We start from the raw sequence: 25,269 nt of genomic DNA, 5'->3' as shown, positions 1-25,269 counted from the left end.
GTCGCCGATGAGTTCGGCGCGGGCCGCCGGTCTACCCACCGAACGCGACGAACGCGCACCACCCGGACGGGAGAGGCCCGCATGTACCAGCAGATGATCTTCGTGAACCTGCCCGTGAACGACCTGGACGCCTCCAAGAAGTTCTTCACGGAACTCGGCTACTCGATCAACCCGCGGTTCAGCGACGACAAGGCGGCCTCCGTGGTGATCAGCGACAGCATCGTCGCGATGCTGCTGACCAAGCCGTTCTACGCGACCTTCACCGACAAGGAGATCGCCGACGCGACGACGACCAGCGAGGTGCTGCTCTGTCTGAGCGCCGAGAGCCGCGAGAAGGTGGACGAGCTGGTCGACCGGGCCGTCGCGGCCGGCGGCACGGCGAGCGGCCGGACCCAGGATCACGGCTTCATGTACGGCCGCGCCTTCGACGACCTCGACGGCCACACCTGGGAGGTCGTGTGGATGGACCCGGCGGCCGTCCAGGGCTGACCACGCGGCCCGAACATCCGTGCCAGCATGGGCGGGTGCAACCGACACCCGCCCAGCCGCACCGCGCCGCCCACGACCGCGAGATAGAGTCGCTCGCCGAGTTCGACGAGGCCGTCGCCGAACACGGCTCGCTCGCCCGGTTCCGGGTCCAGGCCGTCGACCTGACCAGCCGTACGGACGTCCTGCTCCGCCTCGACACCACGGGAGCCGTCTTCCTCGGCTGCCCGATGGACCCGGAGGCCGCCGCCCGGGTCCGGGCGTCCGGGGCCCTGGTGTTCCCGCCGGTGCCCGGGCTCCCGTTCGACCCGTACCGCGCCTTCGTCTACACGCCCGGCGAGCTGTTCGAGTCGCTGGACACGGGGTACGAGGTGACGCCGGACGCGCGCGCCTACGCCTGGTTCCAGCGCGCGAAGGCCGACGGAGACGTCTTCTCCTCGATGCTCCGCGCGATCCACGACGACGCCGTCTCCGACGCGCTGGACGAACTCCTCGCCGGCGCCCGGGTGGTGGGCGTCATGGGCGGCCACGCGATGGCCCGTGGGACCGACGCGTACGCCGGTGCCGCCCGGCTCGGCCGCGAACTCGCCCGCGCCGGTTACACGGTCGCCACCGGCGGCGGACCGGGCGCGATGGAGGCCGCCAACCTCGGCGCTTACGCCGCCCCGTTCGCCGACGGCATGCTGGACGACGCGCTCCGGCTGCTCGCCAAGGCGCCCTCGTTCCGGCCGTCGGTCAGCGAGTGGGCGCGCGCCGCGTTCGAGGTGCGCGAACGCTGGCCGGGCGGCGGGGACTCGGTGGGCATCCCCACCTGGTTCTACGGCCACGAGCCGCCGAACGCCTTCGCCGCGCACATCGCCAAGTACTTCGCCAACGCCACCCGCGAGGACGGCCTGCTGGCCCGCTCCACCGCCGGGGTGGTCTTCCTGCCGGGCGCCGCCGGGACCGTGCAGGAGGTCTTCGACAACGCGACGCCCAACTACTACGAGTCGCGCGGCGAGCCGACCCCGATGGTGCTCGTGGACAGCGGGCACTGGACGCGGGAGCTGCCGGTCTGGCCGTTGCTCCGGTCGCTGGCGCGGGGGCGGGCCATGGAGTCCCGTATCGCCCTCGTTGACCGGATCGAGCAGGCTCCGGACGCGCTCAAACGTCTGGGCGGTTAATAAGCGGGCAAAGTCAACGTCCGTTGACGGTCTGCGCGTTGACACTTCTTATGGAGCGCTTATAAACCTGGGAGCCTCCCGGGGATGCTGGGGCCTCAGCTGTCCGTCGTCTCGTCCGACGCCCCAACTCCCCCTCCACCCCCCGCAATTGCACTCTGTAAAGGACAAACGTTGTCCATGACTCTCCGCGGCGTACGCCGTTCCGCACGCGTCCTGGGTGTCGCCTCCGGGTCGGCGGCGCTGGTGCTCGGACTGGCCGGCTCGGCCCTCGCGTGCAACATCAAGGACTTCTCCGCCGAAGCCAAGTGCGATGGTGACAAGGGCGTCATCGTCGTCACCGACACGGACGCGTCCGCCAAGGACGCCACCGTCAGCGTCTTCCTCAAGGGCGTCGGCGGCGTCGAGACGAAGGTCGGCGAGCAGCCGGTCACGGGGTCCAAGGAGGGTGCCCGCATCACCTTCTCCGAGGACTGGAAGCCGAGCGCCACCTACCGGATCCACGTCAAGGCCGGGAACATCGTCGACGAGGACATCCAGCCGGACCTGGTGACCCCGTCCACCGCCTGCACGACCGAGAGCGAGACCCCGAAGCCGACGGCCAGCGCGACCCCGTCGCCCTCGGCGACGCCGTCGTCGTCGCCGAGCGAGTCCGCCCCGGCCCAGCCGGCGACCCCGGTCCCGTCCGCCTCCGGGTCGAGCTCCGCCCCGGCCGGCACCTCCGGTAACGCGCCGTCCCCGGCCGCCGGTGAGTCCAACCTCGCCGAGACCGGTGCGAACTCCAACACCGGTCTGATAGCCGGTGTCGCGGCGCTCCTGGTCGTCGCCGGCGGCGGCGCCGTCTGGTTCGGCATGCGCCGCCGCGGGGCGAGCCGCAACGGCTGACCGCACCTCGGTACCGCGTCCCGGCCCGTCCCCCGCACCCAGGGGGGCGGGCCGGGGCGCGTCAGCCGCACGCGGTCCGCTCCGGCCAGAACTCCGGCACCTCGGTGAGCGGGCCGCGCGGGGCGACCGTCGCCTTTCCGTGCCCGCGCCGCCGCGTAGGGCGTGATGCCCCGCACCCACTCCACGAGACGGCGCGCCGACGGCCGGCTCGCCGATGCCGGCGAGCCGGCGGTCCAGGGCCGCCGCGTGCCCGCGCCCCTGCCGACCGGCGCCCTTTCCCCCAAGGGCTCGTTGATCAGTCGAGCACGACCGTTTCGGCCGCGTCGAACTCCACGCCGACCGACGCGCCGGGCTCCGGCGCGTCCCGGAGCGGGCAGGCCGCCTCCAGCCGGGGGCCGTCCGCCGGCTGGAGGCGGAGGGCCACATGGGTGCCCTTGAAGGTGCGCGCGGTCACCGTGCACGCCAGGCCCTGGCCGGCGGACACGAGCCGGACGCCGGCCGGGCGGACCAGGACCGTGCGGTGGCCCTGCGCGGACCCGTCGGGCACCGGCAGCTTGCCCCACGGGCTGTCGGCGGCCGTGCCGGCGACGGTCGCCGGGACCACGTTCTCGAAGCCGAGGAACCGGGCCACGAACGCGTCGGCGGGCCGCTGCCACACCTCGAGCGGCGTCCCGGACTGGGCGATCCGCCCGTCCCGCATCACCACCACCCGGTCGGCCAGCGCGAACGCCTCCGACTGGTCGTGGGTCACGGCGAGCACGGTCGTCCCCAGCCGGCCGAACAGCTCCCGCAGTTCGACCACCAGCCGCTCCCGCAGCGAACGGTCCAGCTGGCCCAGCGGCTCGTCCAGCATCAGCAGCCGGGGCCGGGGCGCGAGCGCCCGGGCGAGGGCCACGCGCTGCTGCTCGCCGCCGGACAGCGAGGCCACCGCCCGCCGGGCGGCGCCGGGCAGCCCGACCAGCTCCAGCAACCGGCCCACCTCGGCGTCCCGTTCGCCCCTGGCGACGCCGTGCATGCGCAGACCGAAGGCCACGTTCGCGCCGACGTCCCGCTGCGGGAACAACTGGTGGTCCTGGAACATCAGTCCGACGCCCCGCCGGTGCGCGGGTACGCCCGCCTGGTCCCGGGCCCCGAGCAGGACGCGACCGCCGGACAGGGGCTGGAGCCCTGCCACGGCCCGCAGCAGGGTGGACTTGCCGCTGCCGCTGGGGCCGAGGACGCACACCACCTCCTGCTCGGCGACATCGAGGGCGACGGCGTCGAGCACGGCCCGCCCGCCGAAGCGCACGGTCGCGGCATCCAGGCTCAGCAGCATCTAGAACTCCCCCGTCCGGTCGGTCCGCAGCCGCTCCAGAACGAGCAGCGCGGCGGCGCACACCACCATGAGAATCGTCGAAAGGGCCATCGCCTGGCCGTAGTTGAGTTCGCCGGGGCGGCTGAGCAGCCGGGCCACCGCGACCGGGAGCGTCGGGTTGTCGGGCCGGGCGATGAACACGGTGGCCCCGAACTCGCCCAGCGACACGGCGAACGCGAACCCGGACGCGACCAGCAGCGCCCGCCGCACCAGCGGCAGGTCCACCTCCCGCCACACCCGCCAGGGCGAGGCGCCGAGCACGGCCGCCGCCTCCCGGAGCCGGACGTCCACCGCGCGCAGCACGGGCAGCATGGTCCGTACGACGAAGGGGGCGCCGACCAGTGCCTGGGCGAGCGGCACCAGTATCCAGGACTGCCGCAGGTCCAGCGGCGGCCTGTCGAGGGCGATCAGGAAGCCGAAGCCGACGGTCACGGCGGAGACGCCGAGCGGCAGCATGAGCAGGGCGTCGAAGCCCCGCACCAGCCGTCCCGCGTCCCGCCGGGCCAGCGCGGCGGCGGCGAGAGCGCCGATCACCACGGCGATGGCGGTGGCCGCGACCGCGTACTGCAGCGAGGTCCACACCGCGTGCACGGGCGCCACCAGGAACGTACCGCCGTCCGCGCGGGTCAGCGCCCGGTAGTAACCGAGACCGGGCGCGTCCAGGGAGCGGCGGACGAGGACGGCGAGCGGCAGGACCAGCAGCAGCGCGACGACGGCGAGGACCGAGGCGAGCAGGGTCCACTGTCCGGCGCCGCGCGGGCGCCGGGCCGTCACCGCCGGGTCCACGAGCCGCAGCGCGGTCTCCCGGCGCCGTACCGTCCAGGCGTGCACGGCGAGGACCGCGCCGACCGCCGCGAACTGGACCAGGGTGAGGACGGCGGCCGTGGACAGGTCGAAGACCTCGGAGGTCTGCCGGTAGATCTCCACTTCGAGGGTGGAGAAGGTGGGGCCGCCGAGGATCTGCACCACGCCGAAGGAGGTGAAGGTGAACAGGAACACCATCAGGGCGGCGGCGGCCACGGCGGGCGCGAGCGCGGGCAGGGTGACCTTCCGCCAGGCCGTCAGCGGTGAGGCGCCCAGCATCCGGGCGGCCTCCTCCTGCCGGGGGTCGAGCTGCGCCCACAGGCCGCCCACGGTCCGCACGACGACCGCGAAGTTGAAGAAGACGTGGGCCAGCAGGATCGCCCACACCGTGGTGTCCAGCCGTACCCCCCACAGCTCGTCCAGCAGCCCGCCGCGGCCGAGCAGCGCCAGGAAGGCGCTGCCCGCGACGACGGTCGGCAGCACGAACGGGACGGTGACGACGGCCCGCAGCAGCTGCTTGCCCGGGAAGTCGAGGCGGGCGAAGACGTAGCCGGCGGGCAGGGCGAGCAGCAGGGTGAGCGCGGTGGAGGCGAGCGCCTGCCAGGTGGTGAACCACAGCACGTGCCGGATGTCCGGCCGGGTGACGACGTCCGCGATCCGGCCGAGGTACCAGGCGCCGTCCGTCTTCAGCCCGCGCGCGACGATCGCGGCCACGGGCCAGGCGAAGAACAGCGCGAAGAACGCGACGGGCAGGGCCATGAGGCCGAGCCGCACCGCGCTCCCGCGCCCGTCCCTGACGCGGGCGGTCACTTCAGTACGAGTGACGTCCACGACTTGACCCACTGGTCGCGGTTGGCGGCGATCTTGTCCGGGGCCACGGTCGCGGGATCCTTGGCGGCCGGCCCGTACTTCGTGAAGTCGGCGGGGACGGCCGCCCCCTGCACCACCGGGTAGACGAACATGTTCAGCGGCATGTCCTGCTGGAACTCCTTGGTCAGCAGGAAGTCGAGGAACGCCTTGCCGCCCTTGGTGTTCTTCGCGTTGCTCAGCAGTCCGGCGTACTCGGTCTGCCGGAAGCAGGTGCCGTACGACACCCCGGTCGGGGCGGTGCCGGGCCGCTTCTTGGCGTAGATCACCTCGGCGGGCGGGGAGGAGGCGTACGACACCACGAGCGGCCGGTCGCCACCCGCCTTCTTGCCCTCGGAGGAACCGGAGAACTCCTGGTAGTAGGCCTGCTCCCAGCCGTCGACCACCTTGACGCCGTTGGCCTTGAGCTTCTTCCAGTAGTCCTGCCAGCCGCTGTCCCCGAACCGGGCGGCGCTGCCGAGCAGGAAGCCGAGGCCCGGCGAGGAGGTGGCCGCGTTCTCGGTGACGAGGAGGTTCTTGTACGCGGGATCGGCGAGGTCCGCGAAGGACTGCGGCGGCGTCAGCTTGTGCGCGCTGAACCAGGCCTTGTCGTAGTTGACGCAGATGTCGCCGGTGTCGACGGGCGTGACGCGGTGCTTGTCCTGGTCGACGCGGAACTCGGGCCGGACCGTGTCGTAGCCCTTGGCCCGGTACGGCTGGAACAGCCCGTTGTCCAGGGCTCGGGAGAGCAGGGTGTTGTCGACGCCGAAGAAGACGTCGCCCTGCGGGTTGTCCTTGGTCAGGACGGCCTTGTTGACGGCCTGCCCGGCGTCGCCGTCCTTCAGGACCCTGACCTTGTACCCGGACTGCTTCTCGAAGTCCTTCAGCACGTTCTTGGAGACGGCCCACGAGTCATGGCTGACCAGGGTCACGGTCTTGGAATCCGCGGCCGGCCCGCTCGTGCCGGAACCGCACGCGGACAGGCCGAGCAGGCCGAGCCCGACCGCCACGGCCACGAAGGTCTTGTTGTGCACTGGATGTCCTCCTGGGGTTGGCCAGGAAGAGACGCGGCCCTGCCCGGGCTCCGCTGGGGAGACCCGGGCAGGGCGCAACAGCTTGAGTGGTGACCGAACTTCCTACCCAGAATGACCTGGGCGAGGTTCAGAGGGTCTGCGGCCCGGTGCCGCACTCTCAGCGCTGTGGCGCTCCCCTGTCGGAATATGAAGATATGCGGACGGGGTCAGATTACCGCTCGGTGGCCGCGAGCTGACCGCAGGCCCCGTCGATCTCCTGCCCCCGGGTGTCCCGGACGGTGACGGGCACGCCGTGCGCGGCGATCGCCTCCACGAACGCCTTCTCGTCCTCCGGCCGCGACGCGGTCCACTTCGACCCCGGCGTCGGGTTCAGCGGGATGAGGTTGACGTGCACGGGCTTGCCCTTCAGCAGCCGCCCGAGCCTGTCGCCCCGCCACGCCTGGTCGTTGATGTCGCGGATGAGCGCGTACTCGATGGACAGCCGGCGCCCGGACTTCTCGGTGTACTCGAACCCGGCGTCCAGCACCTCGCGCACCTTCCACCGCGTGTTCACGGGGACGAGGGTGTCGCGCAGCTCGTCGTCGGGGGCGTGCAGGGAGATCGCGAGCCGGCACTTCAGGCCCTCGTCGGCGAACCGGTGGATGGCCGGCACGAGTCCGACGGTGGAGACGGTGATCCCGCGCTGCGAGAGGCCGAGCCCGTCCGGGGCGGGGTCGGTGAGCGCCCGGATGGCGCCGACGACCCGCTTGTAGTTGGCGAGGGGCTCGCCCATCCCCATGAAGACGATGTTGGACAGCCGCGCGGGCCCACCGGGCACCTCGCCGTCCCGCAGCGCCCGCATGCCGTCCACGATCTGGTGGACGATCTCCGCGGTGGACAGGTTCCGGTCCAGCCCGGCCTGCCCGGTCGCGCAGAACGGGCAGTTCATACCGCACCCGGCCTGCGAGCTGATGCACATGGTGACCCGGTCCGGGTACCGCATGAGCACCGACTCGACCAGCGTCCCGTCGAACAGCCGCCACAGCGTCTTGCGCGTGGTCCCCTGGTCGGTGGACAGGTGCCGGACGACGGTCATCAGCTCCGGGAACAGCGCTTCCTGAAGCTTGGCGCGGGAGCCGGCGGGGATGTCGGTCCACTGCTCCGGGTCGTGCGCGTACCGCGCGAAGTAGTGCTGCGAGAGCTGCTTGGCACGGAACGGCTTCTCACCGATCCCGGCCACGGCGTCCTTGCGCTCAGCGGGCGTGAGGTCGGCGAGATGCCGCGGCGGCTTCTTGGCTCCGCGCGGCGCGACGAAAATGAGTTCTCCGGGCTTGGGCATGGTGCATCCAGTGTCGCAGATCCACACAGGTGGCCCGGCGAGTGTGTGACGCGGCCGTTCCTGGTCGCCGTCGGTGTCCCGGCTCCGGTTCCGGTTCTTCTCTTGCCACCCGACGTGTCACCACGTCACGGGCAGGGCCCTCGGCCCGCGGATCAGCCCCTGCGTCTGGAACTCGACTTCCTCGGGCGGCACGGCCAGGCGGATGCCGGGGAAGCGGGTGAGTACGGCGCCGATCATGACCTCGGCTTCCATGCGGGCCATGACGGCGGCCAGGCAGTGGTGCGGGCCGTGCCCGAAGGCCAGGTGGGCGGGGTTGTCGCGGTCGAAGTCCAGGGCGTCCGGGTCGGGGAAGACCTCGGGGTCGCGGTTGGCGGCGAGGTAGGCGTTGTAGACGACGTCGCCGGCCCGTATCAGCCGGCCGCCGACCGCCACGTCCTCCGTGGCGACGCGCGGGATGCCGACGCCGTTGCGGTGCGGGACGTAGCGGAACAGTTCCTCCACGGCCCGGGGCAGCAGCTCCGGCTCACGGCGCAGCCGGTCCAGGTGCCCGGGGTGGGTGAGCAGCGCGTACATCATCGAACCGCTGTTGTTGCGGACCGCGTGACCGCCGCTGACCTGGACGGCGATGGCCAGGGACATCGCCTCGTCGTCGGTGATCTCGCCCGCCTCGGCGGCCCGCGCCAGCACGCCTGCCAGATCGTCGCGGGGGTCCTCTCGGCGCCTGTGGAGCAGTTCGGTGATCCGGGCCCGGGTGATCAGGGCCGCTTCCCTGGCCCGCTCCTCCGCATCGGCTCCCGCGGACGCGGACAGCAGGGCCTCGCCCGTCACGGCCCAGCGATGCCAGTCCTCCTCCTCCACGCCGAGGAAGTCGCGGAGCACGGCGATCGGGAAGGGGCCGTGCAGGTGTTCCATGAGGTCGGCCGGGGCGCCGGCGCGTTCCATCCCTGCGAGCAGGCCGGCGGCCCTGCGCTCCGCGAGCGGCCGCAGCCGCCGCATGCTCCGCCCGGTGAACGCGCGGGCGACGACCCGGCGCAGCCGGGTGTGCCGGGGCGGATCGACGTACTGCAGGCCCGCCGTCTGTGAGGCCACCGGCACCGGGCGCATGGTGGTGACGGTCCGGCCGGCGACCCGTTCCCGGGAGAAGCGCGGGTCCGAGGTGACGAACCGGACGTCGTCGTACCGCGTGACCAGCCAGGCGCACCCCTCGCCGTACGGCAACCTGATCCGCGCGACCGGTTCCTCCCGCAGCAGCACGTCCAGGAGGGGATCGGGGGCGAGTGCGGGCAGATCGTCGACGGGCCAGAACCGGACGGGCGGGGGTGGCGGTGGCGGGGCGGCGACGAGGTCAGGGACGGGGTCGGCGGAAGCGGGAGCCGGGCCGGCAGGGGTGAGGGCCGGGTCGTACGGGGTGGGCGTCGGGTCGAGGCGCATCGGCTCACTCCCTGCTGCGTCGCCGGGGCGGCGGTGGAACGGCCGTCCTCTGGAGGAGTCTGCCGCGCGCCGGCGCCGGCCGCCGCGTCGAGATGCGGCATCCGGGTGCCGCGAGGGGAGGGCCCGGGTACGGCAACGGCCCCCGCCCTGTTCCAGGACGGGGGCCGAAGAAGACGTACCACTACCGCTCACGCGGAGCCGACGAAGATCACCATCAGCAGCCACACCACCGGCGCCGTGGGCAGCAGCGAGTCGAGGCGGTCCATGATGCCGCCGTGCCCGGGGAGCAGGGTGCCCATGTCCTTGATGCCCAGGTCCCGCTTGATCATGGATTCGCCGAGGTCGCCCAGCGTGGCGCTGGCCGCGACCGCGAGGCCCAGCAGCAGGCCCTGCCACCAGCGGCCGCCGTCGATCAGGAAGTGCATGCACAGTGCGCCGGCGACCATCGCGAACAGCACCGCGCCCAGCAGCCCCTCGCGGGTCTTGCCGGGGCTGATGCGCGGCGCGAGCTTGTGCCTGCCGAAGCGCCAGCCGACCGCGTAGGCGCCGGTGTCGCTCACGACCGTCAGCAGCAGGAACGTGAGCACCCGCCAGGGACCGTCGTCGGCGGTGAGCATCATCGCGACGAACGTGGCCAGGAACGGCACGTAGAACGCGGCGAAGAGACCGGCCGTGACGTCCCTGAGGTAGTTCTCCGGCGGCTCCGTCATCCGCCAGACCAGCGCGGCCAGCGCGGTCAGCGCCATCGCGACCCACGCGCCCTCGGCGCCCCGCACGTACCCGGCGACGACCATCGCCGCGCCGCCGACCGCGAGCGGCACCAGCGGCGCCTTGATGCCCTTGCGCTCCTGGAGCCTGCTGGTCAGCTCCCACAGGCCGACGACGACGGCGACCGCGATCACGCCGACGAAGACGGCCTTGACGATGAACAGGGACGCGATGATCACCACACCGAGCCCGACGCCGACGCCTATGGCCGCGCTCAGGTCACGGCCCGCGCTCTTCTTCTGCGGCGCTGGCGCCGGCTGCGGGGCGTCGGGCATGGGCTCCGGGTTCTGGGTCTCGGCCGGGAGTTCCCGGGCCTGATACGTCTCGTCTCGGAACAGGGGGCCGCTCAGCCGAGCGGCCCCCCGGTCGTCGTCCTGGTCTCCTCCGCCGTACGAGGGGGCGTCGGGCACAACGGACATGGGGCGAGTCTGCTGCGCCTCAGGCGCATCGTATGCGGGACCCGCCGGGCCGGCCCCCGGGACAGGCTGGGCGGGCCCGCCTGCGGTGGGAACCCAGTACCCGGCCTGGCCCGTCGATGGCGGCGCCCCCCAGGAAGAGTCGCTCATCAGACTTCGAGCAGCTCCGCTTCCTTGTGCTTGAGGAGCTCGTCCACCTGGGCGACGTACTTCGCCGTGGTGTCGTCGAGCTCCTTCTCCGCACGACGGCCCTCGTCCTCGCCGACCTCGCCGTCCTTGATCAGCTTGTCGATGGCGTCCTTGGCCTTGCGGCGCACCGAGCGGATCGAGACCTTGGCGTCCTCGCCCTTGCCCTTGGCGACCTTGATGTACTCGCGGCGGCGCTCCTCGGTCAGCTCGGGGAACACCACCCGGATGATGTTGCCGTCGTTGCTGGGGTTGACGCCCAGGTCGGAGTCGCGGATGGCCTGCTCGATGTTGCGCAGAGCGCTCTTGTCGAACGGGGTCACGACCGCCATGCGCGGCTCCGGCACGGAGAACGAGGCCAGCTGGTTGATCGGCGTCGGGGCACCGTAGTAGTCGGCCACGATCTTGTTGAACATCGCCGGGTGCGCACGGCCGGTGCGGATCGCGGCGAAGTCCTCCTTGGCGACCACGACGGCCTTCTCCATCTTCTCCTCGGCTTCGAGGAGGGTCTCTTCGATCACCACTTGCTCCTGCGTGTCTTGAGTAAGGCCCGGCTGCGGTTCCTGAAGTCGGTCGGCGGCCGGCTGCGTCGCGTCTTCTTCCTGCACGGTTCCCGACCGGCAGGACATTGTCCATCCCCCGGCCGGGGTCCGGCCCCCTCACAGGGCCGCACATCACCGGCCGGGTTGGTCCAGGTCAGTCCCGGCTGTCCTGGTCACCCACCAGCGTGCCGATCTTCTCACCCTTGACGGCGCGGGCGATATTGCCCTCCGCGAGAAGCTCGAAGACGAGGATCGGGAGCTTGTTGTCGCGGCACAGCGTGATGGCGGTGGCGTCGGCGACCTTCAGGTCGCGGGTGATGACCTCGCCGTAGCCGAGGGCGTCGAACCTGACGGCGTCGGGGTTGGTCTTGGGGTCGGAGTCGTACACCCCGTCCACGCCGTTCTTGCCCATGAGCAGCGCCTCGGCGTCGATCTCCAGGGCGCGCTGGGCGGCGGTGGTGTCGGTGGAGAAGTAGGGCATGCCCATACCGGCGCCGAAGATGACCACGCGCCCCTTCTCGAGGTGGCGCACGGCGCGCAGCGGGATGTACGGCTCGGCGACCTGGCCCATCGTGATGGCGGTCTGCACGCGGGACTGGATGCCCTCCTTCTCCAGGAAGTCCTGGAGGGCGAGGCAGTTCATCACGGTGCCGAGCATGCCCATGTAGTCGGAGCGGGCACGGTCCATGCCGCGCTGCTGGAGTTCGGCGCCGCGGAAGAAGTTGCCGCCGCCGATGACGACCGCGATCTGGGCGCCGTCACGCACGACGGCCGCGATCTCACGGGCGATCTTGTGCACCACGTCCGGGTCGACGCCCAGTCCCCCGCCACCGGAGAAGGCCTCTCCGGACAGCTTCAGCAGAAACCGGCCGCGTACTTTGCCGTCGTCGCTCTTCTGGGCCTTGGTGGTCATGGGGATCCCAACTCTTTCACGTGTTGCACATACGAAGAAGGCCATTGCCGGTGGGGTTGCTTTTCGCTCCCATGCGCGGCAATGGCCTCCTCGTCAGATCTGCTGCCGTCCGCCCCACGCCCGGGTGTGGCGGTGTGCGCGGACGACTGCGGTCGACCCTATCGGGATTTCCTCGTGGATTTCTCCGGGGGTCCCGCGTCGATCGCGGTACGGACTCAGATGCCGACCTTGATGCGCGAGAAGCGCTTCAGGGTGACACCGGCCTCGTCCAGCACCTTCTGGACCGACTTCTTGTTGTCGAGCGCGTACGGCTGGCCGAGCAGCGTGGCGTCCTTGAAGAAGCCGTTGAGACGACCCTCGACGATCTTGCCGATCGCGGCCTCGGGCTTGCCCTCGGCGCGGGTGGTCTCCTCGGCGATGCGGCGCTCGGACTCGACGACGTCGGCCGGCACGTCCTCCTTGGAGAGGTACTTCGGCGCGAAGGCGGCGATGTGCTGGGCGACGCCCTTGGCGACCTCGGCGTTCGGCTTGTCGAGCTCGACCAGGACACCGATCTGCGGGGGCAGGTCGGGCATGGTGCGGTGCATGTAGGCGGTGACGTAGCCGTCGGCGAACTGCGCGAAGCGGTCCAGGACGATCTTCTCGCCCAGGTTGGCGTTGGCCTCGTCCACGTACGCCTGGACGGTCTTGCCGGGCTCGATCTCGGAGGCCAGCAGGGCCTGGAGGTCGGCCGGGTTCGTCTTGGCGACGTGCTCGGCGATGGCGTTGGCCACGGCCTGGAACTTCTCGCCCTTGGCGACGAAGTCCGTCTCGCACTTCAGCTCGACCAGGACACCGGAGGAGTTGTCGTCGGCGATGATGGAGACCACGGCGCCGTTCTCGGCGGAGCGGCCCTCGCGCTTGGCGACGCCCTTCTGGCCCTTGATGCGCAGCGCCTCGACGGCCTTCTCGACGTTGCCCTCGGCCTCGTCCAGCGCCTTCTTGCAGTCCATCATGCCGGCGCCGGTCAGCTCACGGAGCTTCTTGACGTCGGCGGCGGTGTAGTTCGCCATGAGTCTGTGAGTCTTTCTCGAAGTCTGGTTTAGATCCGCACGGTCGCGACCCACATGTAGTCGCGGACCGCGTACGTCGTGCCGACCTACGGGTGAACAGCGGGGGCGGAGCCATGTCCCGCCCCCGCCGTCGAACGCTGACGGACCGGCGTCAGGCCTGCTCGGCCTCGGCGGCCGGGGCGTCGGCGGCCGGAGCCTCGGCCGGCTTCTCGGCCTCAGCGGCCGGAGCCTCGGCAGCGGCCTCGGCCGGCTTCTCGGCCTCGGCGGCCGGAGCCTCGTCCTTCTTCTCACCCTCGAGCAGGTCACGCTCCCACTCGGCGAGCGGCTCGCCCGCGGCCTTCTCGCCCTTGTCGCCGGTGGCGACGCCGGAACGGGCGATGAGGCCCTCGGCGACGGCGTCGGCGATCACGCGGGTGAGCAGGGTGACGGAGCGGATCGCGTCGTCGTTGCCCGGGATCTTGTAGTCGACCTCGTCGGGGTCGCAGTTGGTGTCGAGGATCGCGACGACCGGGATGTTCAGCTTCCGGGCCTCACCAACGGCGATGTGCTCCTTCTTGGTGTCCACGATCCAGACGGCGCTGGGCACCTTCTGCATCTCGCGGATACCGCCGAGGGTCTTCTCCAGCTTGGCCTTCTCGCGCGAGAGCACGAGAAGCTCCTTCTTGGTCAGACCGGACGCGGCGACGTCCTCGAAGTCGATCTGCTCGAGCTCCTTGAGGCGCTGCAGACGCTTGTAGACGGTCGAGAAGTTGGTGAGCATGCCGCCCAGCCAGCGCTGGTTGACGTAGGGCATGCCGACGCGGGTGGCCTGCTCGGCGATGGCCTCCTGCGCCTGCTTCTTCGTGCCGACGAACATGACCGTGCCGCCGTGGGCGACGGTCTCCTTGACGAACTCGTAGGCGCGGTCGATGTACGACAGCGACTGGAGCAGGTCGATGATGTAGATGCCGTTGCGCTCGGTGAAGATGAAGCGCTTCATCTTCGGGTTCCAGCGACGGGTCTGGTGACCGAAGTGGACGCCGCTCTCCAGCAGCTCCCGCATCGTGACGACGGCCATGGCCGTTTCTCCTTGGTTTCTCGGTTGTGCCGCTTCCGCCGGACGGCGAAGGCGCCTGACGCCCGCGAAGCGCCGTGCCGCGAAGGACCGAGGGGCGCTTGGTACGAACCGTTGCCGGCTGCCGTACCCGGGCGTGCGAAGTCGACCCGGTGACCCGGATCGCCAGAAGAAGTGTACGGGACCGGCGGGGTACCGGGTGACGCCGCTGTCCACAACCGGCGAGTGGTCCACAGAGCCGGGCCACGGCCGGCGGGTGTGCGGGACGGTGTCGGCATGCGACGAAGGATGCGATCTGCGCTGTTGTGGCCGGTGCTGGTCCTGGGGCCGGCGGCGGTCCTGCTCACGCCCCTGGCCTGGGCCGACACGTCTCCCGGGGCTCCGCAGGCCCCTCCGGCGGCGCCCGTGCCGCCCGTGGCCCGCGCCTGGCCGGTCGGGGTTCGCCCACCGGTCCTGCGTGGCTGGGAACCACCGGTGACGGTGTACGGCCCCGGGCACCGGGGGGTGGACCTGGGAGCGCCGGCCGGGGCGCCCGTACGGGCGATCGCACCGGGCCGGGTGCTGTTCGCGGGCCGGGTGGCGGGGCGGGGCGTGGTCTCGGTGGAACTGCGGGGAACGGATCTGCGGACGACGTACGAGCCGGTGCGGGCGTCGGTCAGGAAAGGGGAGGAGGTGGGGGCGGGGGCGGTGGTCGGGGTGGTGGAGCCGGGGGGGTCCCACTGCGGGACGCGGACGTGCGTGCACTGGGGTCTGCTGCGGGGTGACGCGTATGTGAACCCGCTGTCCGTACTGCCACCGTGGCTGCTGAACCGGGGGCCGTCGAGGTTGCTGCCGGTTGCGCCTTAGCGGGGCCGGCTGCGCCTTGGCTACGGGGCGGGGCGGGCTGCGGGGTGGGCTGCGCCCTGGTTGTCCAGCGGGCTGATGCGGAGTGGGCTGCGGGGCCGGCTGCGCCTTGGCTGTGGGGGGTGGGGCGGGCTGCGGGGTGGTTGCGGAGTGGGCTGCTGCGGGGCGGGCGGGGGGAGGTCGCTGCGGTCGTGCGCCGGGCGCGGGTCCGTCGTGGTCGTTCGCGCCGTTCCCCGCGCCCCCTCGGGGCCCTCCCCCCGGCCGGCGTCGGTGGGGTCAGCCCTTTACTCCTCCCAGCGCCATGGCCACGGCCGCGTTCGTCACCACTGTGGGGTCCTCGGCCGCGCCCAGCTCGATGCGCCGGACCGCCGCGTCCACGACCCCCTGCAACAGCATCGCCGCCAGCCGGGGCTGCTCGTGTCCCAGTTCGTGAAGTGCCTCGACGATCATCGCGACCAGGCCCCCGTGGGCCGCCCGGATCTTCTCCCGGGCCCCTGCGTCCAGCTCGCTCGCGGAGATGGCGACGACCGCCCGGTGGCGCCGGTCCCCCACCAGCGCCAGCTGCCGGCGCACATACGCCTCGACCTTGCCCTCGGCCGTCCCGGCCCGCTCCATCGCCGCCGCGACCTCCGCCGCCCACACCGGGAAGTCGACCTCGCACAGCTCCTCGACCACGGCGGCCCGGGACCGGAAGTACTCGTACACGGACGAGCGCGCCAGCCCGGTCCGCTCGGCCAGCGCGGGAAAGGTCAGCGCCTCCGTCCCGCCCTCGGACAGCAGGGACCGAGCCGCGTCCAGCAGGGCGGCTCGCTGCATCGACCGGTGTTCGGCCACGGAGGCCGCTCGAATCCTTGGCACGTCGACCACTGTACGGACACGCCCTTGCGGAAGGGAGGAGTCAGCGCCCGAAGCTCGCCAGCTTGGCCCGGAGCTGGAGCACCGATTTGGTGTGGATCTGGCTGACCCGGCTCTCGGTGACCCCGAGCACGTTGCCGATCTCGGCGAGGGTGAGCCCCTCGTAGTAGTACAGGGTGACGACGGTCTTCTCCCGCTCGGGCAGCGTGTTGATCGCCCGCGCCAGGAACCGCCGCAGCTCGCGGTCCTCGGCCACCTCCACCGGGTTGTCGGCGGCGGTGTCCTCCAGCGTGTCCATCAGGCTGAGCCGGCCCCCGCCCTCGCCGCCGACGTGCAGCAGCTCCTCCAGGGCGACGACGTTGGCCAGCGACAACTGGCTGAAAACAGCGTGCAGTTCTTCGACCTCCATGCCCAGCTCGACGGCCACCTCCCCCTCCGTCGGCGTCCGTCTCAGCCGCGCCTCCAGGGTGGCGTAGGCACGCTCGACGTTCCGCGCCTTCTGCCGGACCGAGCGGGGGATCCAGTCCAGCGCCCGCAGCTCGTCGATCATGGCGCCGCGGATCCGGGTGATCGCGTAGGTCTCGAACTTGATCTCCCGGTCGATGTCGAACTTCTCGATCGCGTCGATCAGCCCGAACACACCCGAGGAGACGAAGTCCGCCTGCTCCACATTGGGCGGCAGCCCGACACTGACCCGGCCGGCCACGTACTTGACCAGCGGCGAGTAGTGCAGGATCAGCTGCTCCCGCAGCCGCTCGTCCCCCGTCGCCTTGTACGACCGCCACAGCTCGTCGAGCGTCGAGGGAGCGGGCGGTCGCACGCTGCCACCGTCGCGGGCGGCTGGGGGGATCGCCGCCCGGTCGGACCCGGAGGTGTGCTGGGGCATTCGTCGCCTTGTGCCGTTCTGCCGTGAAGTGCTGTGAAGTGCCGTGGAGTGGGTGTGGGTGGGGTTCCTGGGGTGAAGTGGGGCTGCATGGGTGAGCTGACGGACTGATGCGGGGTTGGCGCGATCTGCGCCACCGCCTTCGTGAGCGTAGCGTGACTGAGGAGTCGCGGTGTGCGAACGGCGCTGCGCCACCCGTGCGCGGGGCGCTCGCGCCGGTCGGGTGACCCCCTGCCAGGGCTCGCTCTGTGTGACCGGCCAAAGGCGCCAACTCCGGGAAACGTCAAGGGCGTCGGGAGTTCCCCCGGACGGCCGAACACCGTCGGTCAGCACGGACGGTGACCGTTCCGGACCGAGATCACCGCCTGGCGTGTCAACTTCCAGCCGTCGCCGTGTCGTTCGACGTAACCAAGTGCTCGGAGTTCGTACAGTCTCGCGATCGCGTCGTCCCGCGTGGTGCGCGCGCCGAGCGCGATCTCGTCGGCCGGGGCCGCCCGGTCGCCGGGGAGGGCGGCGAGCACGGTCCGGGCGGCGGGTTGCAGCAGGTCACGCGGGAGTACGGGACCACGTCGGGCCGGCGCCAGCTCACCCATGTCACCCACGAGTTCGATGACCTCCGTGGCATCGGTGACCAGGGTGGCCTCCGCGCGCAGCAGTTCGTGCACACCGGCGGAGAGGGCGCTGGTGACCGGGCCGGGGACGCCCATGGTGAACCGGCCCAGGCGCTGGGCGGCCCGCGCGGTGGCCAGCGAGCCGCTGCGGCAGGCGGCCTCCACGACGACGGTGCCCCTGGTCAGCGCGGCGATGACGCGGTTGCGCAGGATGAACCGGCTGGGTGTCGGATGGTCGCCCGGCGGCAGCTCACCCACCACCAGCCCCTGTTCCGCGATCCGGGCGATCAGCGCGGCGTGGCCGCGGGGGTAGGACTGGTCGACGCCGCAGGCCAGGACGGCGATGGTGGCGCCGCGGGTGGCGAGGGCGCCGCGGTGGGCGGCGCCGTCGATGCCGTAGGCGCCGCCCGAGACGACGACCCAGCCGCGCTCGGCGAGACCACAGGAGAGGGTGGCGGCGGCGTGGGCGCCGTACTCGGTGCAGGCCCGGGCGCCGACCACGGCCACGGACCGCAGCGCCCACATCCGCAGGTTCGGCCGGCCCCGCACCCACAGCCCGAGGGGGCGCGCGTCCCCCAGGTCGTCGAGCTGCCGGGGCCACTCGGCGTCCCCCGGACAGACGAACCGCGCCCCGGCGGCCCGGGCCGCCTCGAGGTCCCGCTCCGGCTCGGCCTGCCGGGCCCGTGCGACGAGCCCCTCCCACCGGTTCCCGCTGACGCCCGGCAACGCGTCCTTGCCGCACCGCAGCCGCCGTACCACCTCCCCCACCCCGAGCTCCCGCACCCACCGTCCGCCGACCTCGTCCCCCGCCTCCACGACCCGCCCGAGGAACACCCGCCCGAGCAGTTCCGCACCGGGGTCCTGCTCTCCGGTCATGTCAGCGCTCCGATGGCCACCGGCACCCCGCGGGGGACGCCGGTGCGCAGTTGCAGGGCCAGGGCGACGTCGGCGGCGTCCGGGCGGTCGTGTCCGACGAGGTCGGCGACCGTCCAGGCGACGCGCAGGACACGGTCGATCCCGCGGGCGGTGAGCACGCCCCGCTCCAGGCTGCGTTCGGCGTCGTCCATGGCCCCGGGGGCGGCGTGGTACCGGCTGCGCAGCTCGCGGCCGGGCACCTCGCTGTTGGTGCGCCACGGGGTGCCGGCCAGGCGGGCCGCCGTCCGCTGCCGGGCCTGCCGCACCCGGTCGGCCACGGTCGCCGTGGACTCCCCGCGGGCGCCGGGCTCGGTGAGCTGGGCCCGGGTGACCGGGTCGACCTCGACGCGCAGATCCACCCGGTCCAGCAGCGGGCCGGACAGCCGGGACTGGTAGCGGCGGATCGCCGACGGCGGACACTCGCACAGCGAGTCACGGAGTGAGAAGCGTCCGCAGGGACAGGGGTTGGCCGCCAGGACCATCAGGAAGCGCGCCGGGAACCGGACCACGCCCGCGCTCCGCGCGATGACGACGTGCCCCGACTCCAGCGGCTGCCGCAGGGCGTCCAGGGTCTGGCTGTGGAACTCGGGCGCCTCGTCCAGGAACAGCACGCCGCGGTGGGCGAGGGACACCGCGCCGGGCCGGGCGATGCCCGGTCCGCCGCCGACGAGTGACTGCATCGTCGCCGAGTGGTGCGGGGCGCAGTAGGGGGCGACGTCGATGAGCGGCTTGCCCGGGGGCAGCAGCCCGGCGACCGAGTGCACGGCCGTGACCTCCAGCGACTCCTGCCGGGCGAGGCGCGGGAGCACAGCGGGCAGGCGCTCCGCGAGCATGGTCTTGCCCGCGCCGGGCGGCCCCTCCAGGAAGAGGTGGTGTCCGCCGGCCGCGGCCACCTCCACCGCCGTGCGCGCGGAGATCTGCCCGACGACATCGGCCAGGTCGTGCTCGTGGTCCTGGTGGGTGGCTCCGATGCTGTGCATGCCGGTGGCGGCGCCCGTGCCCGGTACGCGCAGTCCTGCCAGGAGGGGGTCGGGCCGTCCCTGTTCGTCCGGCGTCTCGTCGGGGACGGGCTCCTCGGTCAGGACCGCGATGAGCTGCCGCAGACTGCGGACGCCCAGCACGGACACACCGGGGACCAGCGAGGCCTCGGCGGCGGCGCACTCGGGTACGACCACTTGCTCGTACCCGGCGTCGGCCGCCGCGAGGACAGCCGGCAGGATGCCCCGCACGGGGCGCACCCGGCCGTCCAGGCCCAGCTCTCCGATCATGACGATGTCGGCGAGGACCCGGGGATCGATCCGTTCGGCGGCTCCGAGCACCGCGCAGGCGACGGCCAGGTCGAATCCCGAGCCCGCCTTCGGGACGGAGGCCGGGCTGAGTCCGACGGTGAGCTTCTTCTGCGGCCATTCGCCGCCCGAGTTCACCACCGCCGCCCGCACCCGGTCCCGGCTTTCCGTCAGGCTTTTGTCCGGGAGGCCGACCAGGGTGAAGGCCGCGACTCCGGGTTCGAGGTCGGCCTGGACCTCGACGACCACGCCTTCGACACCGACGAGGGCGACCGAGCACGTACGGGCGAACGCCATTCAGGCCACCCCCCGCGCGTGCTCGACGGACGGGGCGCCGCGGCGGGGCAGCAGGACGCCGACGAGGTCGATGCGGACGCCGCCCGGCGGGGCTCCTCCGTGGACCTGGAGCCAGTTCTGGGCGAGGGCGCGGAGCCGGGCGGCCTTCGCGGGGGTCACCGCGGCCATCGGGTGTTCGTAGCCGCCGCCCCTGCGGGTCTTCACCTCGCAGACGACCAGGGCGTCGCCGTCCCTGGCCACGATGTCGATCTCGCCGGACCTGCCGGAGCGCCAGTTGCGCTCCAGGATCGTCATGCCCTGTTCCGCCAGCCGCCGGGCGGCCAGGTCCTCGCCGTACCGGCCGAGTCCGTTGCGTGCCTTGCTCATGTCGGCACCACCTCCGGCGCCAACGGTCACGCATCCGGCCCAGCGGTGTTGATCTTGGTGGACTACTCGGCGGTTGTGGAAAACTCCGTCACCCGCCCGGCAGCTCCAGATCGCTCTTGTTCAGCTCCTCGATGTTCACGTCCTTGAACGTCAACACCCGGACCTGCTTCACGAAGCGAGCCGGCCGGTACATGTCCCAGACCCAGGCATCAGCCATGGTGACCTCGAAGAAGACTTCGCCCTGTACCGAGTGCACCTGCATCTCGTAGTCGTTGGTGAGGTAGAACCGCCGCTCGGTCTCGATCACGTATTTGAACAGACCGACGACATCTCGGTACTCCCGGTAGAGCTTCAGCTCCATCTCGGTCTCGTACTTCTCGAGGTCCTCGGCGCTCATGGCATGTTCCCCTTCAGCCGTGCGATCCCCCCATTGTGCGCCAGTCCCGGGAACCCTCAGACGATTTCCGTGTCGAGGGTCACGGGCCGGGCGGGGGGACCTTCGACGAGCAGCGTGCGCAGCAACTCGGCGAGTCTGGTCGGATACACCGTCTCATGTGCCCGGGTCAGTTCCTGACACGTCCACCAGCGCGCTCCGGCGACGCTGCGCCGTTCCAGCTCGGTCAGCCCCGTCGCCGCGGTGGCCGTCTGGGTCGTACGGGCCAGGTAGTACCACTCGTCCTGGTCCCAGCGGCGGCCCGCGAACGGGAACGAGCACCGCCGCCGCCAGAGCACGGGCCCGAGGACGACATCGGTGATGCCGGTCTCCTCCGCGAGTTCCCGCAGCGCGGCCTCCTCGCGTGTCTCGGCGCCCTCCAGGCCCCCGCCGGGCGTGAACCACCAGTCGTCGGCCGGGTCGTCCGGTTCGTGGCCGTGCAGGAGCAGGATGCGGTCCTCCGGGTCGAGGAGGACGACCCGGGCCACCTTCCGCAGGCCGGTCCCGGCCCCGCCTTCGTCCTCGCCCTCGTACGACTCCTCCGCCGGCCGCGTGGTCTCAGCGCACACCGGCCGTCTCCGGAGGGGCCGTGCGGGCGCGGGAGCGGCTCACGCGGCCCGCGACCGGGCCGTAGGCGCCGCCGCCGAGGACCAGGACGGCGCCGGCCACGATCAGCAGCTCGATCGTGCGCAGCGGGCCGGGCTCGGAGAGGGCGCCGAGCGTCTCGAAGCCGGTGGGGCGCTTGAGCGCGCCCTTCCAGGGCCAGACCACGGCCTCCACGCGGGCGGACACGGCACCGCGGGACACGGTGCCCTGGGCGGCGTCGGTGAGGTGGGCGGTGGAGTCCAGGGAACCCTGGCGCTCGTCGCCGAGGAGGAACAGCCGCCCCTCCGGCACGGTCACCGTGGCGAAGTTCTTGATCTCGGCGAGGCTGCCCTCGGGCAGGTACGGCTCGTCGATCTGCTTGCCGTTGACGGTCAGCTTGCCGTTCGTGCAGCAGGAGACGGTGTCCCCGCCCACGGCGACCACGCGCTTGACCACCTTGGCGTTGCTGACCCAGGTCTTGTCCTCGAAGACGACCACGTCACCGCGCCGCACCTCGCCGCCGTCGACCCGCCGGGCCAGCACCCGGTCGCCGGCGTCGATGGTGGGGGTCATCGAGCTGGTGGGCACGGTGTACGGCCGGTAGACCAGCGCTCCCCAGACGAAGCCGCCGAGGAACAGCACCAGACCCAGCGCCACGGCCAGTCCGGACAGCCGCTGCCCGAGCCGGCTGCCGCCGCCGGCCCGTGCCGTGCCGGTGCCGCCGCCCCGAGGGGCCGTACGCGTCATGCTCTCGCCACCCATGGACCCGCACCCTACCCGGCGGTACCGAACAGGGGCAGCCCCTCCCGCCCGGCCGGAGCGGCCGCTTACCGCTTCTTGAACTCCGCGGGCTGGAGCTCCGCGTTCCCGGACTCGGCGGTGACGGACTCCGCGTTCCCGGACTCCTGGCCGTCAGCGCGCCGGCGCCGCCACAGCACCACCGGCAGGACCGCCGCGACGGCGATGCCCTCGGGGGCCACCGTCAGGGACGCGGCGGCGGAGGACTGCTCGTTCAGGCCGGGCTGGTCGAAGGTGTCCGGGACCGGCAGGGTCCCCCAGCGGTTGATCGGCCAGGCCTTGACGATCGCGCGGCCGACGACCTTGTCGACGGGGACCATGCCGTGGTTCTTGTCGGACTGGTTGTACCGGGAGTCACGGGAGTTCTGGCGGTGGTCGCCCATCACCCAGATGAAGCCCTCGGGCACCTTCACCTTGAACTGGCCGCCCTGGTCGTCCACGCTGCACGGCGTGTTGCCGGGGTAGACGTACGGCTCGTTCAGCGCCTTGCCGTTGACCTTCAGCGGGCCGCTGCCCTTGCACTCGACCGTGTCGCCGCCGACCCCGATCACCCGCTTGATCAGGTCCTTCTCCTCCGCCGACGGCATCAGGCCGATCCAGCTGAGGACCTTCTGCACCGGGTTCGGCGTCGGCGTCGGCTCGCCCGCCAGCCAGTTGTCCGGGTCGTGGAAGACGACGACCTCACCGCGCTCGGGCTTGGCGCCGAACCACGGCGTGAGCTTGTCGACCAGTACCCGGTCGCCCTGCTGGAGGGTGTTCTGCATCGAGTCGGACGGAATCGAGAACGCCTGCACCAGGAACGTCTTGATCAGCAGCGCCAGGACCAGCGCGATGCCGACCAGGATCGGCAGCTCCTTCCAGAAGGAGCGCGGCTGCCTCGGCCGCGCGGCCGAGGCGCCCGCGCCGTCACCGCGCGGCTCCGGCCCGTCCTCCGGCGTGCCCTCGTCGCCCGCCGGCGCGTCATTCCCGGAGCTCATGGCGCTGCCCGGTACGGGAACGTCCGGTTCCACAGGGTGCCCGCGGTGCTCCTCGCCGTCGTGTCCCGACCGTGCGCCAACCGCCACATCCCCCACGCCAACTCCTCACTCTGTGCCGCCGCCCGCGCCGCACCCGGCGCAGGCCCACCACTCCCATAACGAGCGGGAGTTCCGCAGGGGTCGGGAGCTGGGTCATTCCGTTCGGATTCTCGGAAGCAACCCTATGCGACGCCTGGGGACCAGCGGTCGTCCCCGACGCCGAGTCGGTGACGCTTGCGAAGGTTTTAGGTTCTTCCAGACGCGTCCAGTGGCCGACCGGCCAGCCGATGACCATGGCCCGGCCGACCACGGAGTCCAGCGAGACCGTGCCGCCGTAGGCCGTGTCCTGGTGGGAGCGGGAGTCCGCGGAGTTGCCGCGGTGGTCGCCCATCACCCACAGCCGGCCCTTGGGGACGGTGATGTCGAAGGGCATGGCCGAGGGCGCGTCCCCGGGATAGAGGTAGTCGCCCTCGGTGAGCGGGACGCCGTTGACGGTGACGCGACCCTGGGCGTCGCAGCACTTGACGTGGTCGCCGCCGACCCCGATGACCCGTTTGATCAGGTCCTTCTCGTTGTCGGACGGCAGCAGGCCGATGAAGGTGAGGCCTTCTTTGAACTGCTTGACGACGACGGGGTCGTGCTTCTTGGCGGTCTGCTCGTCCTGGAGCCAGCCGCCCGGGTCGTGGAAGACGACGACGTCCCCGCGCCGCGGCTCGGAGCCGAACCACGGGGTGAGCTTGTCCACCAGGACCCGGTCGCCGATCCGGATCGTCTCCTCCATGGACCCGGACGGGATCACGAACGCCTGCACGAGGAACGTCTTCAGGACGAGCGCGATGAGGACGGCCACACCGACCAGGAGGGGGATCTCCCGGACGGCCGAGCGTCTGCGCTTGCGCTTGACCTTGCGCTGCAGTTGCCGGCGCTCCGCGCGCGTGCGGCCACCGCCGGGCGCGGAGGTGCGGCGTACCCCGGTGGGCAGCAGGTTGTCGGCGGGCGTGCCGGGCACTCCGCGCGGTTTGCCGCGGTTACCCATGGGCGCCTCCGGCGGGGGCGGCGGGCACGCGCGCGTAGGCGGACGGCCGGGTCAGGTGCGTCCAGTGGCGGTACGGCCAGACGATCCAGTCGGCCCGGCCGATGACGTCTCCGACGGGGATCATGCCGCCGCCGGGCGAGCCGAGGTGGTCGCGGGAGTCGCTGGAGTCGCTGCGGTGGTCGCCGAGGACGAAGAGGCGGCCCGGGGGCACGGCGATGTCGAAGGGCACGCTGGAGGGGCTGTCCCCGGGATAGAGGAACGCCGTCTCGTCGACCGGTCGGCCGTTCACCTCGATCCTCCCCTTCTCGTCGCAGCAGACCACATGGTCTCCCGCCACACCGGCCACGCGCTTGATGTAGTCGGCGTCCCCGAAATACCCGGTGCCGTCGAACACAATCACGTCGCCGCGGCGCGGCTGGGCACCGAAACGGTACGCCAACTTGTTTACGAGGACGCGGTCGCCGATCCTCAATCCCTGCTCCATGGATCCGCTCGGAATCTGGAACGGTTGCACCACGAACGCATTGAGGACCAGCAGGAACGCCAGGCAGAGGAAGAGCGTGAGGGTGATCCTGCCGCCGGGCAGCCATTCGGCGGCCCGCGACACCAACGCGAAACGCGACCGGCCCTCCGGCCCCGGAGTACCGGGGTGGGAGGAGCGGTCGCGTTCCGTCGGCTGTGCTTCGGTGTCCATCGGAGCCAGATGCTATCCGGCTCCGCTGTGACTCCGGGAAAGCGCTCAGTTCTCGCGCTTCTCCTTGATCTTCGCGGCCTTGCCGCGCAGCTCACGGAGGTAGTACAGCTTGGCGCGGCGCACGTCACCACGGGTGACCAGCTCGATCTTCTCGACGATCGGGGTGTGCACCGGGAAGGTGCGCTCGACGCCGACGGAGAACGAGACCTTGCGGACCGTGAAGGTCTCGCGGACACCGGAGCCCTGGCGACGGATCACAACGCCCTTGAACTGCTGCACACGGGAGCGGTTGCCCTCGATGACGCGCACGTGGACGTTGACGGTGTCACCCGGGCGGAAGGCCGGGATGTCGCTGCGCAGCGACGCGGCGTCGACGGAGTCGAGCAGGTGAGACATTTCGTC

General features: G+C 71.8%; 26 protein-coding genes and 1 riboswitch. Of the genes, 4 read left to right on the top strand and 22 right to left on the bottom strand.

The window, feature by feature from the left end; translation table 11 throughout:
* The first annotated feature begins 81 nt into the window (after positions 1-81).
* The 3 genes from AB0947_RS17135 (at position 82) to AB0947_RS17125 (ending at position 2,531) form a co-directional block, all read left to right on the top strand.
* A complete protein-coding gene (locus tag AB0947_RS17135) occupies positions 82-489 on the top strand; it encodes a VOC family protein (RefSeq protein ID WP_366751128.1) in 408 nt (135 codons plus the stop codon).
* Positions 490-524: 35 nt separating this feature from the next.
* A complete protein-coding gene (locus AB0947_RS17130) occupies positions 525-1,649 on the top strand; it encodes a Rossmann fold nucleotide-binding protein (RefSeq protein WP_366751127.1) in 1,125 nt (374 codons plus the stop codon).
* A gap of 177 nt (positions 1,650-1,826) precedes the next feature.
* Entirely contained in the window at positions 1,827-2,531 is a 705-nt protein-coding gene (locus tag AB0947_RS17125) for an LAETG motif-containing sortase-dependent surface protein (RefSeq protein WP_366751126.1), read from the top strand.
* A 295-nt stretch (positions 2,532-2,826) separates the two neighbouring features.
* Here the strand turns inward: AB0947_RS17125 and AB0947_RS17120 are convergent, their stop codons facing one another.
* The 10 genes from AB0947_RS17120 to rpsB form a co-directional block, all read right to left on the bottom strand.
* A complete protein-coding gene (locus tag AB0947_RS17120) occupies positions 2,827-3,846 on the bottom strand; it encodes an ABC transporter ATP-binding protein (RefSeq protein ID WP_366751125.1) in 1,020 nt (339 codons plus the stop codon).
* Positions 3,847-5,448, bottom strand: a complete 1,602-nt coding sequence (locus AB0947_RS17115) for an iron ABC transporter permease (RefSeq protein ID WP_366751216.1) — start codon at positions 5,446-5,448, stop codon at positions 3,847-3,849.
* Positions 5,449-5,495: 47 nt separating this feature from the next.
* Positions 5,496-6,569, bottom strand: coding sequence for a thiamine ABC transporter substrate-binding protein (locus tag AB0947_RS17110; protein ID WP_366751124.1), 1,074 nt, complete (start codon positions 6,567-6,569; stop codon positions 5,496-5,498).
* 81 nt (positions 6,570-6,650) lie between these two features.
* Positions 6,651-6,757: riboswitch (TPP riboswitch) on the bottom strand.
* 23 nt (positions 6,758-6,780) lie between these two features.
* On the bottom strand, positions 6,781-7,887 hold the full coding sequence (rlmN, locus tag AB0947_RS17105) for a 23S rRNA (adenine(2503)-C(2))-methyltransferase RlmN (RefSeq protein WP_366751123.1): 1,107 nt from the start codon (positions 7,885-7,887) through the stop codon (positions 6,781-6,783).
* Between the two features lie 117 nt (positions 7,888-8,004).
* Positions 8,005-9,318 (bottom strand): cytochrome P450, encoded by a 1,314-nt coding sequence (locus tag AB0947_RS17100; RefSeq protein ID WP_366751122.1) that lies wholly within the window; start codon positions 9,316-9,318, stop codon positions 8,005-8,007.
* 188 nt (positions 9,319-9,506) lie between these two features.
* Positions 9,507-10,652, bottom strand: coding sequence for a phosphatidate cytidylyltransferase (locus tag AB0947_RS17095; RefSeq protein WP_366751121.1), 1,146 nt, complete (start codon positions 10,650-10,652; stop codon positions 9,507-9,509).
* Positions 10,652-11,209, bottom strand: a complete 558-nt coding sequence (gene frr / locus AB0947_RS17090) for a ribosome recycling factor (RefSeq protein WP_014675285.1) — start codon at positions 11,207-11,209, stop codon at positions 10,652-10,654. The genes AB0947_RS17095 and frr overlap by 1 nt, the downstream gene beginning before the upstream one ends.
* Positions 11,210-11,384: 175 nt before the next feature.
* Complete coding sequence (gene pyrH, locus AB0947_RS17085; RefSeq protein ID WP_366751120.1) at positions 11,385-12,143, bottom strand: UMP kinase; 759 nt, start codon at positions 12,141-12,143, stop codon at positions 11,385-11,387.
* A 215-nt stretch (positions 12,144-12,358) separates the two neighbouring features.
* Positions 12,359-13,195 carry a translation elongation factor Ts gene (tsf, locus tag AB0947_RS17080; protein WP_366751119.1) on the bottom strand — a complete coding sequence of 279 codons (837 nt, stop codon included), beginning with the start codon at positions 13,193-13,195 and terminating at the stop codon, positions 12,359-12,361.
* Between the two features lie 151 nt (positions 13,196-13,346).
* Complete coding sequence (rpsB, locus tag AB0947_RS17075) at positions 13,347-14,252, bottom strand: 30S ribosomal protein S2 (RefSeq protein WP_366751118.1); 906 nt, start codon at positions 14,250-14,252, stop codon at positions 13,347-13,349.
* A gap of 273 nt (positions 14,253-14,525) precedes the next feature.
* Between rpsB and AB0947_RS17070 the strand changes: the two genes are divergently transcribed.
* Positions 14,526-15,095, top strand: a complete 570-nt coding sequence (locus tag AB0947_RS17070) for a M23 family metallopeptidase (RefSeq protein WP_366751117.1) — start codon at positions 14,526-14,528, stop codon at positions 15,093-15,095.
* A gap of 273 nt (positions 15,096-15,368) precedes the next feature.
* Here the strand turns inward: AB0947_RS17070 and AB0947_RS17065 are convergent, their stop codons facing one another.
* The 12 genes from AB0947_RS17065 to rplS all read right to left on the bottom strand — a co-directional run bounded on the left by AB0947_RS17065 (position 15,369) and on the right by rplS (position 25,263).
* Complete coding sequence (locus AB0947_RS17065; RefSeq protein WP_366751215.1) at positions 15,369-15,926, bottom strand: helix-turn-helix domain-containing protein; 558 nt, start codon at positions 15,924-15,926, stop codon at positions 15,369-15,371.
* A gap of 64 nt (positions 15,927-15,990) precedes the next feature.
* Positions 15,991-16,833: an RNA polymerase sigma factor WhiG gene (whiG, locus tag AB0947_RS17060; protein ID WP_366751116.1), complete on the bottom strand. Its 843-nt coding sequence runs from the start codon at positions 16,831-16,833 to the stop codon at positions 15,991-15,993.
* 323 nt (positions 16,834-17,156) lie between these two features.
* Positions 17,157-18,317 carry a DNA-processing protein DprA gene (dprA, locus tag AB0947_RS17055; protein ID WP_366751115.1) on the bottom strand — a complete coding sequence of 387 codons (1,161 nt, stop codon included), beginning with the start codon at positions 18,315-18,317 and terminating at the stop codon, positions 17,157-17,159.
* Positions 18,314-19,939, bottom strand: coding sequence for a YifB family Mg chelatase-like AAA ATPase (locus AB0947_RS17050; RefSeq protein WP_366751114.1), 1,626 nt, complete (start codon positions 19,937-19,939; stop codon positions 18,314-18,316). Before AB0947_RS17050 ends, dprA begins: the two co-directional genes overlap by 4 nt.
* Positions 19,940-20,335, bottom strand: a complete 396-nt coding sequence (locus tag AB0947_RS17045) for a YraN family protein (protein WP_366751113.1) — start codon at positions 20,333-20,335, stop codon at positions 19,940-19,942.
* A 58-nt stretch (positions 20,336-20,393) separates the two neighbouring features.
* Complete coding sequence (locus AB0947_RS17040) at positions 20,394-20,702, bottom strand: DUF2469 domain-containing protein (protein WP_014675276.1); 309 nt, start codon at positions 20,700-20,702, stop codon at positions 20,394-20,396.
* A 56-nt stretch (positions 20,703-20,758) separates the two neighbouring features.
* Entirely contained in the window at positions 20,759-21,235 is a 477-nt protein-coding gene (locus tag AB0947_RS17035) for an NUDIX hydrolase (RefSeq protein WP_366751214.1), read from the bottom strand.
* Positions 21,236-21,296: 61 nt separating this feature from the next.
* A complete protein-coding gene (gene lepB / locus AB0947_RS17030; protein ID WP_366751112.1) occupies positions 21,297-22,085 on the bottom strand; it encodes a signal peptidase I in 789 nt (262 codons plus the stop codon).
* A 65-nt stretch (positions 22,086-22,150) separates the two neighbouring features.
* Positions 22,151-23,194: a signal peptidase I gene (gene lepB, locus AB0947_RS17025; protein ID WP_366751111.1), complete on the bottom strand. Its 1,044-nt coding sequence runs from the start codon at positions 23,192-23,194 to the stop codon at positions 22,151-22,153.
* Complete coding sequence (gene lepB / locus AB0947_RS17020) at positions 23,082-24,173, bottom strand: signal peptidase I (RefSeq protein WP_366751110.1); 1,092 nt, start codon at positions 24,171-24,173, stop codon at positions 23,082-23,084. The genes lepB (AB0947_RS17025) and lepB (AB0947_RS17020) overlap by 113 nt, the downstream gene beginning before the upstream one ends.
* Entirely contained in the window at positions 24,166-24,867 is a 702-nt protein-coding gene (gene lepB / locus AB0947_RS17015; protein WP_366751109.1) for a signal peptidase I, read from the bottom strand. Before lepB (AB0947_RS17015) ends, lepB (AB0947_RS17020) begins: the two co-directional genes overlap by 8 nt.
* Before the next feature lie 45 nt (positions 24,868-24,912).
* Entirely contained in the window at positions 24,913-25,263 is a 351-nt protein-coding gene (gene rplS, locus AB0947_RS17010) for a 50S ribosomal protein L19 (RefSeq protein ID WP_166002513.1), read from the bottom strand.
* Positions 25,264-25,269: the final 6 nt, after the last annotated feature.

The organism is Streptomyces sp. NPDC047841 (genome assembly GCF_040704085.1).
Lineage (GTDB): Bacteria > Actinomycetota > Actinomycetes > Streptomycetales > Streptomycetaceae > Streptomyces > Streptomyces argyrophylli.
This window is presented reverse-complemented; position numbering and strand designations above follow the sequence as displayed.